Raw genomic sequence first — 19,222 nt, forward strand, 5'->3', positions numbered from 1 at the left:
GTCACGCTGGCCTGCAGCCTTGTGTGACAGCGTCGAGAGCGCTTCGAACGGCTGAGATTCGGATTCGTTCTTGTTCCAGGCGCAGGTTGGGCCCGTACGTGTTGTTGCCGAGGTCGTGTGCGAGTTGGGCTTCCTCTGGGGTGAGGTGTGCCATGTGGCCGGGGGCCTGCGTCTTCTCTGTGCTCCAGTGGGGTTCGTGGGCGAGGAAGGTGGTGCGGTCCATGAGGAGTGATTGGGTGTGGGGGAACAGGCCTCGGACCTGGTTGAGGATGGCGAAGCCGTGGGTGTCGATGTCGCCCCAGTAGTGGAGGTTGACGTCGTTGAGCCAGGGCAGGTGGTGCAGCAGTGCGGCTGCGTATCCGGAGCCGAGGATCGCGATGGCAGTGGGGAGGGGCGGTAGGCAGAGGTAGGTGATCTCGTTCTCGAGGACGAAGACGGTGTGTGTTTCGGGGGGTCGGGTGGTCAGTTCTTCGGCGCGGACGGTGAGTTCGCTGAAGGGCAGAGGGCTCGCGCCCAGGTGGCGCAGGCGTACGTAGGCGGGTTTGGCGCGGAAGCCGTAGCGGGCGGCGAGGTCGCTCTTCGGGGCGCCGGCGTTGATGCGGTCCTCGGGGAGGGTGTGGTCGAGGAGTTCGGCGAGCATGCCCTTGTTGGTCTCGATGAACTTGGTGTCCACGCCGGGGGTGTCGATTTGGCGCAGGTAGAGCGGTGCGGTGGTGTGGTCGCGGATCCAGCAGGTGGTGCGCACGAGCCGGTGCCAGTCCGCCTCGTGGGCGAGGACCTTCATCGGGTGGTCGGCCATCCACTGGGCGAGGTCGGGGGCATGGCCGGCGGTCTGGTCGTGCAGGGCGTGGAAGCGGTCGACCTGGTCGGTGACGCCGAGCAGGGCCCACAGGTGTTCGCGGGTCTCGACGCAGGCCCGGTCCGGGACGGTGTTCGACGGTGTGCCGTTGCGGCCTCCGATGTGCCGGGTGCGGATCGTCAGCCTGGGGTGCCGGTCGGGGGCCCATGCCTGGGCCCATGCGAGCGCCTGGTCGTAGTGGTGGAGGGTGTCGGTCGCGCTCGGGCCTTTCAGCGGCACTTCGACGGGGTCGAAGGGGTGGCCGTTGGCGGCGGCGGCCAGGTACCGGCCGTTGGCCCAGTTGCGGTGCAGGGCTGCGACGACCTGCTCGGGGCCGGTCCACCGTGCCGGGGTCACGACTGTTCCTGGAGGAGGTTGGGGGCCTGCGGGGCTGCCGTGCGCTTGTGGTCGCGGAGCTCCTCGATGGGGATGGTGTTCAGGCGGGAACGGGTCTTGTCGGGCCGGTCGACGTAGCCGACGCGGGTGACGTGGGGTTCGATGACGTGGAGCTTTTGAAGCGGGGTGACGACGAGCAGTTGCAGGCCGAGGCGCTGGAACAGGCCGAGAGCGAAGCGGGCGGAGGGGTCGTCGCCGCGCGCGAAGGCCTCGTCGATGGTGACGAAATGGAAGGTCTTGGCCGCAGCGGCTGAGGGGTCGATGCGGAACTGGTAGGCGAGGGAGGCCGCGAGGATGGTGTAGGCGAGCTTCTCCTTCTGACCGCCGGACTTGCCGCCGGAGTCGGAGTGGGCCTCGTGCTCGGTGTTGTCGACGCGGTTGAGCTCGCTGGCGGAGAAGAGGAACCAGCGCCGCACATCGGTGACCCTGGCGGTCCACTCGGTGTCGGGGCGGGTGTGTTCGGGACGGCCCTTGAAACGGTCGAGGAGCTTCTTGACCTGGAGGAACTTCTCCTCGGTGTAGGCGTCACCGGTCTCGTTCGAGAGGGTTTCGCTGGTGCAGGCGCGCAGATCGTGCCGGAACTCGCGGATCTCCCGGTTCAGCGTGGGGGCGGCGTTGAGCCGGATGTAGCGGCCCGGGTTGTAGTCGATCCCGGCGAGCGAGGTGTTGATGACGTCGATGCGGTCGCGGATCTGCTGCTCCTGGGCGCCGAGGCGGGCCTGGAAGGAAGCGATGTCGCGGATGACGTTGGTCCGCAGGTACTGCAGGAACTGCTCTTCGAAGCGGGGCAGGTCGTCGTCGGCGAGTCGGCGGTGCAGCGCGCGGTAGCCGTCGGCGGAGTCGACGGTGGTGTCCAGCTCGGTGGTGTGGGCCGGGTAGGTACCGCGGAAGGCGGTCATCAGGCCGGCGGTCTGGCCGGCCGCGCGGCGCAGCGCCTCGTGGCGGCCGTTTCCGGCGCGCAGCAGCGCTGTTTCGGCATGGCGTTCGGCGTTGTCGAGCTCCTCCAGCCGGCTGTCGTCGTTCCCGCTGTCGGCGGGCAGGTACCGGGTCAGTGCCTGCTCGTGCTCCGCGGCGGTGCCGAGGTCGTGCTGTTGGAGGAGGGCGGCAGTCTTGTCCAGCAGGGCAGCGGTGCGCTCGGTGTCGCGTCGCAGGCCGCCCAGTTCCTTCTGGCCCGCCGAGACGGCCGTCTCGCTCTGCTCGATCTCGGTGTCGGCCTGCTGGAGCTGCGCGGTGAGCTCGTCCAGGCCGGCCTCGGCTTCCAGGGCCTTCTTCTGCTTCTCAAGGCGTTCGATGTCCGCGCTGATGGTCTGCCAGTCGAGTTCTGCGTAGGTGGCGATACTGGCCAGGAGGGTCAGCGCGGTGCCAGCTCCGGCGCGGGCCTCGTACAGCTTCTCGAGTTTTTGGGTGCGTGTGGTGATGTCGGCGCTTTCGCTGGTGAGGCGGGCAGCGTCGGCGAGGAGGGCATCGAGCTTGGCCCGGTTGCTCCATCCCAGCACCCAGGTGCGCCGGTCGTCGATGCGGTTGGTGTCGTTCTTCTCGTGGCGGCCGCCGCCAGCCTTGAACAGGCCTTGGCGGGTGACGGCGGGCCTGGTGGCGCGGGTGAACGCGTCCAGGTCTGCGGCGCACAGGTAGTCGGCGCGCGAGAGTAGCTGCGCGGCGAGCCAGTCCCGGGCCCAGGTGTCGGATTTGAGTTCGAGCTTCCCCGCCAGCACCGTCCGATTGTTCGGCAGCGCGGTGACGGGTGTGTGGGCGGGGACCTGGTAGTAGACAAGTCTGAGTCCCAGGTGCCGGCCGTTGACCCAGGCGGAGACCTTGTCGTGGTGAGTGTGCGGGACCAGAAGCGACAGGGCGAAGCCGTGCAGGACGCGTTCGGCTGCGCCGGCCCACGCGGCTTCGTCGTCGCGGACCTGGATCAGCTCGCCGGCGAAAGGCAGGGCCTCGTCCGGGACGCCTGTGGCGGCGGCGAGCTCGTGGCGCAGTTCCAGCAGGCGTACGGGGATGCTGGAGCGCTGTTGCTGCAGGCTGGCGATCTCTCGCCGTACGTCGTCGGTTGCGGCGGTGTTGTCGCGGCGTTCGATGGCCAGGGCGCCGAGCGCCGCGCGGTGGTGGTGCTCCTGTTCCTCGGCCCGGGTACGGGCGGCGGAGATCTGGGCGGTGCGTTCGCGGAAGGAGGCGGTGTCGGTGACGGGGTCCATGCCTGCTTGCGCGAGCCAGTTGCCGTAGTCGGTGGCGCGCCCTTGGCGCCGTCCGCGTTCGCGGCCGAGTTCCTGGATCCGGCTGGTGAGGGCGACGAGTTTCTCCCCGCCCGCACCCTCGATGCGCCGCCGCAGTCCTTCGGCCGTCTCGCGCAGCTGCTTCAGCTCCTGCTCGCGGGCCGACTGCAGATCCTCCAGGGCCGCTTCGGCGGACAGGAGGTTCGTGTGGCGTGCGGTGAGGAGACGGTGGCGGTGGCGGGCGAAGAACGCGGGGACGGCGGTGCGGCGTCCTTCCAGGGCGGTGATTTCGCCTTGGATGGTGTCGTGCCGGTCGCACGCCTCCACGATGGGCGCCAGACTGTTGATCATCTGACGGGCCCGGACGACCTCGTCGTGGCTGGCGGTGAGTGCGTCGAAGTGGGCGACGATCTTTTCGACGGCCGTGTGTGCGTCGAACGGTTCCAGCATCTGCTCGCGGACGAACTCGTCCAGGCTGCCCACAGCCTTCATCGACACGGTCTGGTGGAACAGGTCGAGGGCCTGTGGGCTGGGGATCCCCAGGCCTCTCAGCAGGGTCTTACCGTACTGGGTGTAGGCGCTGCCGTGGACGGTGGCACGGCGCTGCCTCAGCTGTCGGCGCAGGTCGTCGATGTCGGTGCCGAAGCCGGTGAAGTCGGCATCGATGGACAGCGGGGCGTCGGCGGTGAGGTAGATCCGTTCGGGCTGGCCGGTGCTGGTCGGAGACGTCCAGTAGAAGACCTGCGCGAGTGTGAGATGGGTGCCGAGGGCGTAGTTGGTGAAGACACCCAGGATCACGCTGTAGGAGGTGTGATCGCGCAGCGCCACGGGGCGGGTGCTGCCGGTCGCCTCGATGCTTTCGTTCTTGTGGTAGCCGAGCACGTAGGACCGCAGGTCGCGTTCCTTGGCCTCGGCACCCGCCGCCTTGTTGTAGGCGATCTTGTGGGCGGGCAGCAGCAGCGTGGTGAGGGCATCCACCAGGGTGGACTTGCCCGATCCCACGCCGCCGGTGAGCAGGGCGCTGTGCCCGTCGATGGCGAACGTGCAGGTGGTGCGGTGGAAGGTACCCCAGTTCAGCACCTCCAGGCGGGCGAGCCGGTAGCCGGGGCCGATGCCGAGGGTGCCGGTGGGCTCGGCTGCGGCCTGCCGCGGGATGAGCCCCGCCGGGCTGCTGGTGAGGGTCATGCGTCGTCCTTGGTCGAGACAGTGCCGCGGTAGGAGGCGAGGAGGTCGTTGAAGTCGTTCAGGTCCTGGGCATCGACCAGGGCCTTGAGGTGCCGCCGGACCTCGTAGGTGCCGGTCTGCTTGGTGGGGCGCAGCGCCTTCAACTCGACGAGCTTCTTGGTGTGGGCGTCGATCTGGTCGACGAGCTGGGCCTCGTTGCTGCGTGGGGGCAGGAAGGCGCGGACCATCTCGACGAGGTCGTCACGGGTGAGGACCAGGCGCGGGTCGGCGGAGCCGGCGTCGTTGTCCGCGAGCCGCCCGCGCAGCAGGACGAGCATCAGGCTGACGGGGAACGAGAGCCGGTGCCGGGTGACCAGCCTCGGCACCGTGGTGCCGTCGTCACGGGCTTCGGTGTCCTGCTGGCGGATGTAGGCGTAGCCTTCGGCGCGGTCAATGACGACGTCGAGGCCGATCACGTGCAGGTAGTCGCCGATCGCTGCCTGCTGGGTGAGGATCCGCTCCCACACGGCGGGGGCGTCGCTCTGGTAGAGCACGCCGTTTTTCAGCAGGTGGACCACGGGGACGGTCAGGGCGTCGCTCACTTCCGGTCTGCCTTTCCGGCGGCGCTGCCGCCCTCGTTGCGTACGAACGTCACGTGCGGCACCGTCGCCCGGGTGTGCCCCGGTGCTTGGACGCGTGGATAGACGAGCTGGTCGGTGCGGTCCGGGTCGACTGCGACGTCCAGGCCGGGGTCCTCGACCTGGAGGTAGGCGAGCAGTTCTGCGAGGCCCTGAGTCAGCGGATGGCCGTCGACGATGGCGGCCAGGCTTGCCTGGCCGGTCGGGCTCGCGGAAACGGCGTCCAGGACGAGTCCGGTCAGGGCCTCGGCATCGACGCGGACGCCGGCGAACAGCTCGGAGAGGTCCACCGCCGCGTCGTCGAACTCCTCCACCGCGGTGGTGTCCAGTTCGATGCGCTCGACCGGCATGTACAGCCGCCGCTCCATCGGCAGCGCGAGATCTGCTCGGGGCAGCTCCAGTTCCATGCCGGGCAGGTCATCGCAGCCGCCAAGGTCGGCGACATGACGCCGGATGGAGCGTACGAGCGCCTGCACGCGCCGGTCCTCGGCCCGGCTTTGGTCGGTCAGGAAGCGGCGCAGCTGCTCGGTCAGCTGCCGGACCGTGTCCTGGGTGTTCTCTGCCGCCTCCAGCCAGGCGTGCGGGACCTTCAACAAGCCCCGGTTGGCCCGGCCTTCCAGCTGCGGCAGTTGGCTGACCTGCTCCAGCAGCTCCCGTAGTTCCTGTTGCCGGTCGGGGGACAGGAGGTAGTCGAAGAACGCCTGGAAGCTCTGCCCCTGGTCGGACTGGGCAATCTCGTCGCGGTCCAGCAGGAAGGCGGCCAGCTGCTCGCCCTTGCCGCCCTCGGCTGTGGCTACCTGCCGGCGCAGCCGCCGGTCCAGCTCCCGAAGGTTCCCCTCCACCTCGCGGAAATCCCGCAGGAGTTCGATCGCGGTGCTCTCCACCTGCTGATAGCGGTCCAGCAGCGCGGACGGGGACAGCACCTCCACCTCACCGGTCAGCAGCCGGGAGATCTGCTCGTCGATCGTGTCCCGTTCCCTGCGCAGCTCGTCGATGCGGGTCTGCGGGTCGGTCTGTGAGCCGAACGCCATTTGCCGTAGCAGCGCAACGACTGTGTTCAGGCGGGACTCGGTCCCGATGAACGAACGGGCCGGCAGGCCCCGTACCCAGGCCACGGCCTTCTCCAGGGCCGGGGTCGCGTCGAAATGCGCCTCGTCCTCGCCGGGCGGGTAGTACTTGCGCAGCCAGCCGTTTTTCGTCCACTCCGCCAGGTAGGCGGCAGCCGACCGGGGAAATGCGCCGTTGTCGCGGTCGTTGAGGAGGTAGAGCTGGTCGTCCAGCCGGGACTCCAGGACGGTTTGCGGCACCCCGCGTGCGTTCTCGTCGACGAACACCGTGCCGCCCAGCGACAGCACCAGGGCGGCGGTGTCCGCCCGCAGCAGCACCCAGGCCGGATGGCCCACCAGGCCTGTGACCTCGTCGAAGTCCACGCAACCCCCGATCGCACACGCAAACGCCCGTCCCGCCTGGGTCCGGCAGATAGCGTCACCCTAAAAACCGGCACTGACAAAAACAGAAAAGCGAATACATTTGCGAATATTTTTGGAATTTCGCGGCGCGCCGTGCCGGCCTGATCGGGGCAAGGCCCGTCAGCGGGCACGACGCCGCCTCCGGGACACTGCACTCGAGGGCAGGTTGCGTTCGCGGGTCGGAGAGATGCCGCAGGCCGGCGGCGGTGCCTGCTGAGCGGCCGGGGGAGTCAGGCGGGGACGCGGTGCTGGGCGAGGGTGGCCAGCATGACCTGGTTGGCTTCCCAGCCGTCGGGGAACTTCGCCGGCACGGACAGGTGCACCGGATCGGTGGAGGGGTGGCTGTCCAGCAGGTCGGCGATCCCTTCGCGGGCGACGACGATGCAGGCCTGGCGATGGCGGGAAGCGAGTACACACAGCCGTCCTGCTTCCAGGTGGAAGGCCGTCGCGTCACGGCGGCCGGACAGCGGGTGCACAACGATGACGACTTCGAACTCGCGGCCCTGCAGCCGGTTCGCGGTGTCGACCGTCACGTCCGCCGCACTGGGGTTGCCGGTCCGGGTGAGAGCGGCGCGGACCAGGTCGGCCTGGTTGCGGTGGGCGACGCCGATGGCGATGTGTTCGGCGCGAAGGCGGCGGCCGCGCGTGTGATGCTCGCAGGTGGCGACCGCTCCGCGGTCCAGCAGCCGGCCGGCCAGGTTCGCGGCGGTCTGCAGGGTTTCGGTGTCGGTCCGTGGGACGTGACGGCGGGGCAGTTCGTGCAGGGCCCAGCCGGTGGCGGACGCCATCGCGAGGGTCTCGTCCAGGCTGGTGCTGCCGAACCCGGCGGTGCGGAACTCCAGCCCGCGGGTGCCTGCGCCGGTTCCGGCAGTGAAGCCGGTGAAGGGGTAGAAGGCCTGGGAGACGGCCGGGGCGGCGGAAGGCGGAAGGCGCCAGGACACTGGAAGCTGGTGCACGGGGATGTTCGGGTTGTGCTGCAGCATCACACTGACGCCGTTTTGCGTCGGGTCGTGCGGCAGCCCGATCCAGCGTTCGGTGCCGACGATCGTGAACGGGTCGAGCTGGCCGGGGTCGCCGACGAACAGGCCGCGGTCGAAGCGTTCGACGATCTGCAGCAGCATGTCCGAACGCATCTGGTAGGCCTCGTCCAGGATGGCCCAGCCGAACGTGCTGTCGCGGACGGTGGCCCATTTCGCGGCGGTGCCGACGACGATGCGACAGTCGGCCAGGTCGGCCACGGTGCGGCCGACGGCCGTGTTCGCCAACGCGGCCAGGGCCGGCGGTGCGAGGTAGTCGGAGGCGCTCAGCCGGCCGACGGCGAGGTCGGGACGCGCCAGAGCGAGACGCACGACCAGGTCGTCGACCTGGTTGTTGGTCTGGGCGACCACGATCGGGCGTTCCCCGGCGTCGGCGAGTTCCTGCGCGGCACGGACCACCAGGGTGCTCTTGCCTGCGCCCGGCGGGGAGTCGACGACGACGGCCTTGTGGCGGCGGTCCGCCAGGTCCGCCAGGGCCGCCGTGATGACGGCGTCGGCGGCCGCGGCCGCGTCGAACGCCGTGACGCTGTCAATCCTCATGGCCCCACTCCTCTGCGGCGTCATCATGTTCGGCAAGGTTGCTGCCCGGCCCGCCGGGTGCGGGCGCGGCGCTGTGCGTCCACGGCGTGCCGTCGGACGTCGGGAACACCGGTGTCGGGCGCCAGCCCGGGTCGGGAAGGTAGGCAATGCGCTGCTCCGGAACGGGCACGCTGCCCGGCTTCGGGACCCGGGCGTGTCCCATGCCACCGGTGACCTCCACCGTCACCAGCGTCGCCTCACCGTCGGGAACGACCGAGACGATCACGGCCTTGTGGCCCGCCGGCATGGACGGGCTGATCAGCTTGATGCCGGCGGCCAGACGCACGGGGTCCTCGGTGCGCACGGTGACACGCGGTCGCGGCACCTGCCTATTCTTGTCCGTGGTGAACATCCGACCGGGATCGGCCTCCACGACCGTTCCGGCGAACGCCTCCCCGACGCTGCGCCGGTCGGCCAGCACGAACGGGTCGTCGAACGCCATGTCGGCCTCGAAGTCGGCCAGGTCCCGCTCGAGCCGGCTCAGGCGCCGCGCCGCGCCGATCGCGGTGTCCCGCTTGCGCTGCGGAAGCGCGCCCTGGTCCTGGTAGTCGGAGTAGGAGGTGAAGAATCCGCAGTCGCGCTCGAAGCGCTTGGCGGCCCGTGGCGCCTGTGGGACGGACCGCAGCAGCGAGATGGCCGTCCACATCGTGCGCCAGGTGGGCTTGATCTGTTCCGCGATCAGATCCTGCAGGTCGTTCTGGGCTGCGGCCAGTGCGCGCGGGTCGCCAGCGGTGTGTGCGGCGTCGAACCGCCGGATGGCCGGAGCCAAGTAGCGGTTGTCGAACTCGGGCGATGTTGCCGGGCCTGCCGGTGGGCACACGTCCGGGTTCTCCGCCTCGGCCATGGCCTGCTCGACGCTGAGGCCGTCCGGGTGGATCCAGGCCATGAGCGAGGCGAGGTTCTGGTCTTCCAACGGGCTCTGGCCGGTCGCCCAGTGTTCGGCGAGCATCCCGGTGACGGGCAGCAGCAGACAGGAGCCGGCCCGTTCGGCTTCGTCGACCAGGAACGTCAGCCACATGCCGAACTCGGGAACGACGGCCGGCACCGCGTAGGGGCCGTCCGTCGCGCGGAAGCGGCACATGCGGCCGAGATCGGCCAGGGCGTTCACACCGCCGGCGTTCGGGACCAGGATCTGCGGCGCATCGGTGTACCGGGAACGTTCCCCCTCGCCGCGGCGGTCCTGACGGAAGGAGTCGATGTAGTCCATCACGATCCGGCCCAGGTCGGCCGCGAACGCGAACCTCTGGTCCCGGTTACGGGGCTGGGCCACGACCAGCAGCTTCGCGTCCCTCTTGGCCGAGCCGACCATGACCGCCAGCGGAGCCCCGGCCTCGCCGGCCATCGTCAGCGGGACGAGCACCAGCGGCCGGCCGGACAGACGCCGGTGCCGGAACGCGGTCAGGCGCACCGCCCGCATCGTCTCCATGGCCTCCACCCGCGCCAGCGCAGACATCATGCTCACGCCACACCTCCGGTCGGTCCGGCCAGCTCGTCGCGCAGCCGCGCGGCGTGCCGCAGCGCGGCGGCCATCTCGGCCTGGTCGGCGGTCGGCATCAGCTGACCCCGGGCCAGCCCCAGGGCCATGGTCGCGGTGTCGATCCCGCCGAGCTGCTCGCGGACCGCCGGCCCGAGCACGTCCAGCGAGGCTTCCGCACGCGCGCGGGAGCGGCAGTAGAACGCCATCTCGCAGTGGTTCAGGCAGTCAGGGCGGTACGCCGCGGGCACCTGGTCCAGTGCCCCGGCCAGCTCGTCGGCCGGACGCTGCGGCCGGCCGTCCTTGTCGGGGGCGAGGTCGAAGGTGAGGCCCTCGGGCATCTCGTCCACCAGGTCGCCGATGCGTGCCATGCGGGCCAGCTGCCGAGTCAGAGCGGCTACCTGCTTGCGGGCGTCGACGAAGGCCGCGGTCGGCCGGTTGGTGAAGTCCTTCGGTGCGACAAGCACGATCGTGTCGGACACGGCCTGCGGACCGATCCCGGCCTGCGCCAGCATCGCGCGCAGAGCGAGGACATAGGCGCACGCCTGCGTGGTCGCCGACCTGACCTGCACCGGGTCGGCCTGTCCGTCGATGATCGGGAAACTCTTGATCTCCACGACGTGGAAGCGATCGCCGACGCGGAAGGCCACCAGGTCCGGCTCCAGGAACACCCCGTGCCCGCCGACCTCGAGACGCAGCACCGGATGGTCGTACAGGGTGCCGTCGCCGCTTCCCAGGGCGGCCTGGGTCAGCAGCTTCGCAGTGCGGGCGTGGCGGATGTCGAAACGGGCGTCGCCGCCGACGTCGTTCAGGTCCACGTACCCCACCTCGGGCAGCGTCAGCTCCAACGTCTCGCGCAGGACGCGCAGGAGCTCGGCGCAGCCGTTGTCCTTCACCATTGCCTCGAAGGAGATTCCACGGGTGATGGCGAAAGAGGACTGGCCGAAGGGGTAGGGATGGCCGGCGTGCTCGGCGACGGCGGCCTTGTCGGAGCCGGAGGCATCCAGCAGGGCCCGCAGCGTGCAACGGGGGTTGTTCTCCAGGGCCGCCAGCGACCGGGCGTTGTAGGTCCGGCGCGGAGCGGAGCCGCGCAGCGCGGCCAGGCGGTCGTCCACTGGTGCTTTCACGGTGCCGTGGATCCTTGCGGGGAGGAGGGGTGAAGAGAGGGTCAGGCTCGGGCCTGCAGTCGCGTGAGGCCCTGCAGGCCCGAGCCGAACAGCTGCTGGTCGTCGCGGAGTCCCTTGCGCGCCCGCCGTGCGGCTTCGGCCCGGGCGACGTGATCGGCATCGGCGTGCACGTCCAGTTCTGCCCGTGCGGCGTCGATCACCCGCTGCGCATCCGGTGCGGCCTCGTGCCCGAAAGCGCCTGCCGGCGCCGCGTCGGGGATGTTCACGGCGAAGCGCCACAGCAGCCGAAGCGCAGCCGGGCCGGGTCCGGCCGCCGTCGACTCGGCCGATTGCACAGCCTCGGCAACGCGAACGGCGCCGGTGAGGAAGTCGACACGCGGCGACAGCGGGCCGATGATGCGCTGCTCCAGGGACCAGGTGCTGATCGTGACAAGCGCCCGCACCGGCGACAGCAGGTCGTGCGCCAGCGCGGGGCACAGGTAGTAGGGCCGGGCGCCGGGGCTGGACCGGTAGGAGCGCTCCTCGTCCCGGCGCAGGCTGGACAGTTTGGAAGCGGACAATTCGCCCGGGAAGAAGGCCTCGTGTACGCCGACGATCAGCTTGGGCGCGGCGGGGGTGCCGAGCAGCATCAGAGCCCGGTGGACGTGCTCGCGCGCCGGGAGTTGTGATCCCCGGGCGGCCGGGGGTGATGTCGGCTCGGGGGCCGGTGGCGCGGGAGCCGGTTCGTTGGCGTCGACGAGGGCGTCCCAGGCCCGTTCGGCGCGGCGCAGCTGTGCCCGCAGCTCGCCGGCGCGCTCAAGGTCACCAGCGGCGGAAGCGTCGCGGATCGCGCGGCGCAGGGTGCTGATGCTCTTCTCCAGCGCATCCAGAGGATCACTCATGCCACGCATGCTACCAGAGTTCCAGAGTTTTCCAGACTTTCTCCCGTGTTGGGGTGTACAGTCGGCGACACCGAACCTCCGACCGCGGCGGCGCAGCTCGCGCCGACCCGCAGCCCGTCCTCCTGGAGGCCCCCGTGGCAGGCCGCGTATTCCACACCTCCGACTGGCACCTGGGCCGCCAGATCGGCCGCTTTCGGCGCGACACCGAAGTCGATGCCGTCCTGGACGAGATCATCGAGATCGCCGCAGACTTCACACCCGACCTGATCGTGCACAGCGGCGACCTGTTCGACAGCTCCCGACCCGGTCTGGACGACATGCGCCGCGCCGCACAATCACTGCGCCGCCTCGGCGAGATCGCACCCGTGGTCGTCGTCGCCGGCAACCACGACACCCCCCACGTCATGGCGTTCCTGGAATTCGTCCTCAACGACATGGGCGCACGCGGCGCGGACCGGAGCCGGGTGCGATTCGCCACCGACGCCCGCCCCGAAGGACTCCTCGTCGCCGACTACCCCACCAGGGAAGGGGATCTGACGGTGCGCATCGGCGCGCTGCCGTACCTTCACCCCAACCGGTTCAGCTACGAGTTCGCCGGCCCCGATCTGCTGACCGCGGCCTACGCCGACAAGATGCGCACCGTCCAGGCCGACGTCCACCGCCGCCTGGCCGCGGGGCGCGGGGCCCGGGACGTGCTGGTCTTCGCCGCCCACCTGTTCGTCGAAGGAGCCACCCCCTCCTACTCGGAGCGACAGATCTCCATCGCCGCCCACTGTGCCGCCTCGGCCGCGGACCTGCCCCCCGTCGCCTACGGAGCCCTCGGCCACATCCACAAACCGCAGCCCGTCGGCCGCGCCGGCTTCCCGGCCCACTACGCCGGAAGTCCCCTGCAGATGGACTTCGGCGAAACCGGCGACACCAAGAGCGTCGTGCTGGCAGAGATCGGCCCCGGCGCCCCGCCCCGCATCGAACTTGCGCCGCTGACCGCCGGCCGCCGCCTCGTCCGTCTGGAGGGCACCCTGGACGAGATCGCCCAACGCGCGAACCGGGTCGGAGACGCCTGGGTCAAGGCCGTGGTGAACGCCGACACCTTCAACCCGTTCCTGTCGGAGACCCTCGCCAAGATGCTGCCTCGGGCGACGATCGTCGACATCGACGAACGCCGAACCGGCACCGCCGACGACGTCCTGCACAGGGAAACCACCACCACCGAACTGCCCGGTGTCGAGGACCTGCTGCGCGACTACCTCTCCGGCCGCGGCACCAGCGGCCCGGCCCTGGACCGTGTCATGACCGCCTTCAGCCACCTGCAAGCCGAACCCGACCCGGCCGACCCCGCTTCGTGCTGCGAGGAGACCCTGCTGACCGCAGCCATCGCCGGCGAGCCCCTCGACACCATCGACCGCTCGAACCTGCTGGTCGGCACCGACACCACCGAAGCGGAGCCCACCCGATGAAGCCGCTGACGCTCACCCTCACCGGACTGCGCAGCTACCCCAATCCGGTCACCGTCGACTTCACCGGCAGAACCCTGGTCGCAGCGCTCGGTGACACAGGCGCCGGCAAGAGCAGCCTGCTCGAAGCCATCACGTTCGCCCTGTTCAACAAAAACTCCTGGGACGCCAAAGAGACCCGGCAACTCATCGCCGACCACGCGCAGGCCATGAGCGTCGAGCTCACCTTCCTCCACGACGGACAACGCTGGCACATTCACCGCACCACGCACGCCACCAACCAGAATGCGGGACGGCACCACCTGAAGAACCTGGACACCGGCGAAGAGATCGACGGTGCCATCGCCATCGAAACCCGCATCAAATCGATGCTGCAGATGTCCTACCAAACCTTCCTGCGGGTCGCGCTCCTCCCACAAGGAAAGTTCGACCAGCTCCTCACCACCACCCCAGGCAAGCGCAACGAGAGGCTGGGGGAACTGTTCGGCGCCCAGTCGCTCAAAGCAGTCCACGCAATGGCCGACCGACGCAGCCGGACCCTTCAAGAACTGATCGGCGAGGCCAGGACCAAACGCGCCCCCATGCCGGACCACCCCGCACAGACCGCCGCCGAGGCCGTCGCCAAAGCCGACGCTGCCGCCGCCCGCGCCGACCGCCTCACCACCGCCGCCGACCGCATCACCGAACTGAACAACCAGGCATCCGCCGCCCGCGCCACCGCAGCAGCGGCCACTGCCGCCGCCGACAACCTGGCGGCGCGCGCAGTGAACAACGCCACCTCGCACCTGGACGTCCTCGAGCCCCTCGCCACCGCCATCACCGAACGACGCTCCGCCCTGGACCAGCGCACCATCCAGACCCGCATCCTCGAAGACGAACTGACCGAAGCGATCACCGCCGCAACCGCGAAGGGCGAGAACCGGGACGCCCTCACCAAAGCGGCCACGATCCTCGAGACCCTGGCAACGCACGCCGAAGAACACCGCAACAAGCGCGACCAGCTCGCTGCGCGCACCACACAACTCGACGACGAAGGCAACGCCATCACCACGGCGGAAGCAGACCTGACCGACCGCACGGACCACGCCGCACCGCTCGCACAGGCAGCCAAGGCCGCCGCACAGGCCAGCACACAGATCCGCACACACGCCGCAACAGCCCGAAGCCGGGCGACCGCTGCGATCTCGGCGGCCCACCGCATCGCCAAGGCCGCGAACGCCCAGACCACCGCAGAAGAAGAACGTGAGTTTCTCCGCAAGCAGGTCGGCGGACTGGAAAAGCAAACCGCAGCCGACGAGGAGGTCACGCACGCCGAAGCACGCTTGGAAGAACTCCAACTACGCCACAGAGCGGCAACCATCGCCGCCGAACTCCACCCCGGCAGCGACTGCCCCGTGTGCCGACAGCCGACACCAGACGACTTCGAACCCGCGCTCACATCGGACGCGGCTGACCTGAATGCCGCCAAAAAACACCTGCGCACAGCACGAGCCTTGCACCAGAAGGCTATCCAACGACTCGCCGACGCCCGCGCCGCCCTCGCCGCGGCCGAAAAGACGGTGGCCGAACGTACGACGGAACACCAGAACGCGCAGCAGAACACACAGCAGGCCGTCGCAGACGCAGAGCGCGTCTTCAACGAGCTCCAGGTCTTGACCACCGCCTCACCCGGCCCCGGCCCCGGCTTCGACGCCACCTCGATGGCAGCGGTACTGACCCAAACCGTGCAGATCCTGGCAACACCGGCCGTGGATGGCGCCACACACACAGAACAGGACTCCGAGCGCCGCACGGCACCGATCACCGGCGCGCTCACCGCATGCGAGCAGGCAGCCGCCGAACACGCCGAGCAGCGACATGCCGAAGCGCTCAGCGCCACCACCACCATCGAAGCAGACCGCAAAGCCCTGCAGGGCCACCAGCACAGGCACCAGCGCGACCTCGCCGCCCACGCCGCAGCCACAAAACAGCACGAGCAGGCCCTCGCCAGGACCGAAGCTCAACTCCGGGCACTGCCCACCCGCATCCAGGCCCTGCTTCCCAACCGGGCGATCGATGTGATCGCCAAGGACACGAGCGCCGCCCTCGACGCCACAGCCGCCAGCCTGGCCAGGCTCCAAGAGCTCCTCGACGCCAAGGAAACAGCCCGCGCGGAAGCAGCCGTCGTCCTCGCCGAACACCGCACCCTCGACCAGGAAAACCGCAGCCAGGTGGAACGGCCGCTCGACCGGCTGAACGCCAACCTGGACGCGTGGGCCCAGGCCGCCCATCAGGCCGTCGCACACCTCGGCTCCGCCGACCGGCACCATGTGCCGCCCACCCCCCACCAGACCAGCATCGCCGAAGCCCGCCAGTTCGCCCTCGACCTCTCGACAGTCACATCGACCCTGATCCACACGCTCACCGAGCTCTCCACGAACGCAACGAGCCGTGCCGCCGACGCCATGACCAGCCTTCACCAGCACGCCGCCCTACTCGCCGACATCGACGACTTCGATCCCACGGCCGACCTGACGACACCCCAAGCCCTGCACCCCCTCGTCGCCGCGGCCGCACGGGCCACCAAAGAGGCCGAGGACCAGCGCACCAAGCAACGCGAGGCACACGCTCTCATCCAGCCGGCCGCCGACCTGGACTTCGCCATCGCCGCTGGCACCGCCCGCCACCAGGCACTGGAAGTGCTGCGCCGCGAGCTGGTCGACGCCAAGTTCCTGGGCCACCTCACGATGCTGCGCACCCGCGCCCTTCTCGGCGCCGCCAGCGACCTCCTCGGAGATATGTCCGACGGGCGTTTCGGCTTCGCCGACGACTTCAACATCGTCAGCCGTGGTTCCGGAGTTGTCCACCACCCCAACCGGCTGTCCGGCGGAGAGAAGTTCCTCGCGTCACTCGCCCTGGCGTTGGCGCTTGCCGAGCTCCATTCCCGCAGCGGTCCGACTCTCGGCTCTCTGTTCCTCGATGAGGGCTTCGCAGCCCTCGACACCACCGCGCTGGACTCGGCACTCGAGGCTTTGCGTGCCCAGGCAGGCGGCGACCGCCTCGTCATGGTGATCAGTCACCTACATGCCGTCGCCGAGGCCGTCGACAACGTGCTTTGGGTGGAGCGAACCAATGCCGGCTCCAGTGCCCGCTGGCTCACACCGGCCGAGCGCACGGAACTGGTCCAGGACGATCTGGCGAACGGCCTGCAGATACTGGCGCGGTAGAGGCCACACGCCCCGCTGAACGGCGCGCCGCCGTCACCGCACCCCGAGAGCATCCAGGATCAGGGACGGCGGCCGCGTCAGCCTGGGTCGACGCCTCAGCCCCCGCGCGAGCGCTTGCCTGTGCTGCCAGGGGCGTGCACCGCTTCCCTGCGAGGTGAATCCGCATCCGACGGCTGGGGCCGGCGCAACAGCGGCGCCGGACGGTGTTGTTGTCGCGGGGAATCGCTGGACACATAGATGGCGACGCCGATCTCCTTTAACTCTGGAGGAGGAGCTGAACAACTACGAGGTGATCCGGGTATCGGCCCGTACCCCTACGGGCAAGCGATCGGTCGGCGGAGCGCTCGCGGCGTGACGCGGGGGTGGCATTCAGGCTTTGTGTTCGACGGGAACTGGCGAGCGTGCCGGAGCTGTCAACGGAACAGCTCGCCCCGGCTGGGGCAGGAGTTGGGCAAAGGGACTGCTGCTCACTGGCTCGAGGATCAGCAGGGGACCTTGGCGCGGGTCCAGAGGGTGATCGCACGCAGCTCCCGTTGTTCCTAGACCGACTCGGGGCGGCCGCCGCGCTGCGCCTCGCCCCGGCGGCCGGGCTGCGCGCCCTCGCACACCGTCTCCGCAGAGAGCGGCGTCCAGTCCGCACCTGTCGGCCTTCGGGCCACTACATGCGGGTGAGGGCGTAGGCGCGCTGCCGGCTGATCGGCCGACTCGGCAACAGAACGGTCCACGGCCTCCAACGCCCTTCGCCACTCCGGGAACTGCCGACGTGCTGTCACCGGAGGGGCGGTGAAGGTCCGCCGACGGTTGGCCCGGGGGTCGTACGGGTCGTTTCCGCGTTGGGGATGTCGGAGTGGGTGGGGGAGTGGTCGTCGGCTGGCACGGGGCGGCCAGATCACCGTTCAGTCGGAGCTTGTCAGGACCGGAATGGGGGAGTCGGTGCTGGGAAACCGGGCATGTCTGGTGCCGCTCCGTCCCACGCCCCTGTCGATGTCTGTGTCTATGCCGGCCTTCCCACAACCGTGCAGGCCAGGCGGCGGCCGTGGCTGCTGCCGCTCGTGACCGGCGTGGTCGGTGGAGTGGGCGGGCCGGCCTGGTATGGGGGCCGTCCGGGGCATGCGAGAAGCCTGCGGTGGTGGCGCCCGTCGGTGCTGCGCCGTTACCGTCCGCCGCCCATCGTTCAGCCTGACTGGCACGATGGTGCTCAACCAGGAGAGCGCGGAAGGCGGCTTCTGCCCTGGCATGGCGGGTGCAGCGGCGCTCGGGGAACACGGCTCAGCAGGCGTCCGGCTGCTGCAGGGCCGATCCGCGGCGTTCCGTCGCCCCACGAACGCGGCGGTGATCATCCGGACCGTCGCGGTGCTCGCGGTCCATGTCCGAGCCGCTTGTCCGCCTTCTCCTCACGCGCGTCGGCTTCGGATGAGTTTCGCCTCGGCCATGGCGAGGAGGGCCTCCGTTCGTCGTCCGAGGCTTGCCAGGTAACTGGCAAGATTGACCAGTGAGGCGATGAGGTCGGGATCGTGCCTTGCCGGGCTGATCGCCGCCAAGCGGCGCTGGATGACGATTGCTTCCGTCGCCGCAAAAACGGCTTCCTCCGGCCGTCCGAGGTCCGCCAGATTTATGGCGTTGTTGAAGAGCGACTGTGCGAGGTCGTGTGCGTGCCGGTCTGGATTGGCCGCGGCGAGGCGACGCAGGATCTCCAGTGCGTCCTCAGTGGCGGTGAGGGCGTCCGCCGGCCGTCCTAGCTTCGAAAGGATGGCGCCAAGGGTGAACAGTGAGCATTTTCAGCGTTGCCTCTCCAGGGTGAGGACCGCTTTGGCCGCTGACGTGAGCCAGTTGGGGCTGCAGCGGGCGTGTCGGAAAATGCGCCAATGCTTGAGGGTGGCGATGCCGCGCTCGACCGGGCAGCGGAGCCTGGCGTGGGCCTTGTTCAGGGACCTCTCCTTCGCGGTCAGCTCGCGTTTGGGTCGCCGGCGAACCGGAACGGCGATGCCTGGGCCGGCTCCGGTGTAGGCCAGGTCCGCGAGCGCCGGGATCCGCAGTCGGGCGCAGGCCTCGACGATCCGGTGGTGCCGGGCCGCGGTCAGGTCGTGGATTCGGCCCGGCAACGGTCGTGAGATCCACGCGAGCTTGCCGACGGGATTGGTGATGACCTGCAGGTTCACGCCGTGGCGGCGGTGCTTGCCGCTGTAGTCGGCACGGCCGTCGCCGACCCGGTCGCACTCGGCCAGGGTGCCGTCGACCAGTACGTATGCCCCGTCCGTCTCGCGTAGGGCCCGGGTCAGCCCCGGCGCCTTGCGGGCGAGATGCCCGGTCACCGCACGGATGTAGGCGTGGGCCGTGCCGACGCTGATCCCGAACCCGGCCGCGAGCTGCGCGAGGGTGTCGTGCTTGCGTAGGTACACCAACGCGATGATCGCGCGCTGCGACGGCCGGAGCTTGCAGCGCCGGTCACCCTCACGGGTGACAATCAGCATGGTGACCCACTCCACCAACGCGTGCGGCAGGTCCAGTGATGCAGGATAGACAACCAACGAGGCTCTCCGGCCATCGAGTTGAGACGTCAGACATCTCACTCAACCGCCGGAGAGCCTCGCTCGTTTCGCTGCCCGCTGACGCCACCCAGCCGTCACCCGATCGGTGCCCGCGCTGAAAATGCTCAGTGAACCTCTTTCATCCTGAGTTTTCGCAGGTGAGGAGGGTGTGGACGGCGGCGACGGTGCGGCTGATGCGGTTGGTTGAGCAGCGGGCT

12 protein-coding genes are annotated in these 19,222 nt (G+C 69.5%); 2 read left to right on the plus strand and 10 right to left on the minus strand.

The genetic code is table 11. The features are described 5' to 3' along the window. Position 1: 1 nt before the first annotated feature. From ACFV0G_RS07030 to ACFV0G_RS07065, 8 genes are all read right to left on the minus strand, one after another. Entirely contained in the window at positions 2–1,195 is a 1,194-nt protein-coding gene (locus tag ACFV0G_RS07030; RefSeq protein ID WP_380542876.1) for a Wadjet anti-phage system protein JetD domain-containing protein, read from the minus strand. After that, a complete protein-coding gene (locus tag ACFV0G_RS07035) occupies positions 1,192–4,632 on the minus strand; it encodes an ATP-binding protein (protein WP_380542879.1) in 3,441 nt (1,146 codons plus the stop codon). Before ACFV0G_RS07035 ends, ACFV0G_RS07030 begins: the two co-directional genes overlap by 4 nt. Continuing rightward, on the minus strand, positions 4,629–5,213 hold the full coding sequence (locus tag ACFV0G_RS07040) for a DUF4194 domain-containing protein (protein WP_380542882.1): 585 nt from the start codon (positions 5,211–5,213) through the stop codon (positions 4,629–4,631). Before ACFV0G_RS07040 ends, ACFV0G_RS07035 begins: the two co-directional genes overlap by 4 nt. Then, positions 5,210–6,679: a DUF3375 domain-containing protein gene (locus ACFV0G_RS07045; protein WP_380542885.1), complete on the minus strand. Its 1,470-nt coding sequence runs from the start codon at positions 6,677–6,679 to the stop codon at positions 5,210–5,212. The genes ACFV0G_RS07040 and ACFV0G_RS07045 overlap by 4 nt, the downstream gene beginning before the upstream one ends. Positions 6,680–6,948: 269 nt before the next feature. Continuing rightward, the gene (locus ACFV0G_RS07050; protein WP_380542888.1) at positions 6,949–8,295 is read right to left on the minus strand and encodes an AAA domain-containing protein; all 1,347 of its coding nucleotides are present in this window, start codon (positions 8,293–8,295) and stop codon (positions 6,949–6,951) included. Next, positions 8,285–9,790, minus strand: a complete 1,506-nt coding sequence (locus tag ACFV0G_RS07055) for a hypothetical protein (RefSeq protein ID WP_380542910.1) — start codon at positions 9,788–9,790, stop codon at positions 8,285–8,287. The genes ACFV0G_RS07050 and ACFV0G_RS07055 overlap by 11 nt, the downstream gene beginning before the upstream one ends. A 2-nt stretch (positions 9,791–9,792) precedes the next feature. Then, complete coding sequence (locus ACFV0G_RS07060) at positions 9,793–10,935, minus strand: hypothetical protein (protein ID WP_380542891.1); 1,143 nt, start codon at positions 10,933–10,935, stop codon at positions 9,793–9,795. Between the two features lie 41 nt (positions 10,936–10,976). Further along, the gene (locus ACFV0G_RS07065; RefSeq protein ID WP_380542895.1) at positions 10,977–11,816 is read right to left on the minus strand and encodes a hypothetical protein; all 840 of its coding nucleotides are present in this window, start codon (positions 11,814–11,816) and stop codon (positions 10,977–10,979) included. Positions 11,817–11,950: 134 nt separating this feature from the next. On the opposite strand from ACFV0G_RS07065, the gene ACFV0G_RS07070 reads away from it, so the two are divergent. Further along, positions 11,951–13,273 carry an exonuclease SbcCD subunit D C-terminal domain-containing protein gene (locus ACFV0G_RS07070; RefSeq protein WP_380542898.1) on the plus strand — a complete coding sequence of 441 codons (1,323 nt, stop codon included), beginning with the start codon at positions 11,951–11,953 and terminating at the stop codon, positions 13,271–13,273. Continuing rightward, positions 13,270–16,476, plus strand: a complete 3,207-nt coding sequence (locus ACFV0G_RS07075; RefSeq protein ID WP_380542901.1) for an AAA family ATPase — start codon at positions 13,270–13,272, stop codon at positions 16,474–16,476. Before ACFV0G_RS07070 ends, ACFV0G_RS07075 begins: the two co-directional genes overlap by 4 nt. 1,394 nt (positions 16,477–17,870) lie before the next feature. Here the strand turns inward: ACFV0G_RS07075 and ACFV0G_RS07080 are convergent. Together ACFV0G_RS07080 and ACFV0G_RS07085 are read right to left on the minus strand one after the other, a co-directional pair. Next, positions 17,871–18,017: a hypothetical protein gene (locus ACFV0G_RS07080; protein ID WP_380542904.1), complete on the minus strand. Its 147-nt coding sequence runs from the start codon at positions 18,015–18,017 to the stop codon at positions 17,871–17,873. A 237-nt stretch (positions 18,018–18,254) separates the two neighbouring features. Next, on the minus strand, positions 18,255–19,004 hold the full coding sequence (locus ACFV0G_RS07085; protein WP_380542907.1) for a transposase family protein: 750 nt from the start codon (positions 19,002–19,004) through the stop codon (positions 18,255–18,257). Positions 19,005–19,222 lie beyond the last annotated feature (218 nt).

Origin of the sequence: Kitasatospora sp. NPDC059571, assembly GCF_042735675.1 — a bacterium.
In the GTDB taxonomy this organism is placed as follows: Bacteria; Actinomycetota; Actinomycetes; order Streptomycetales; family Streptomycetaceae; genus Kitasatospora.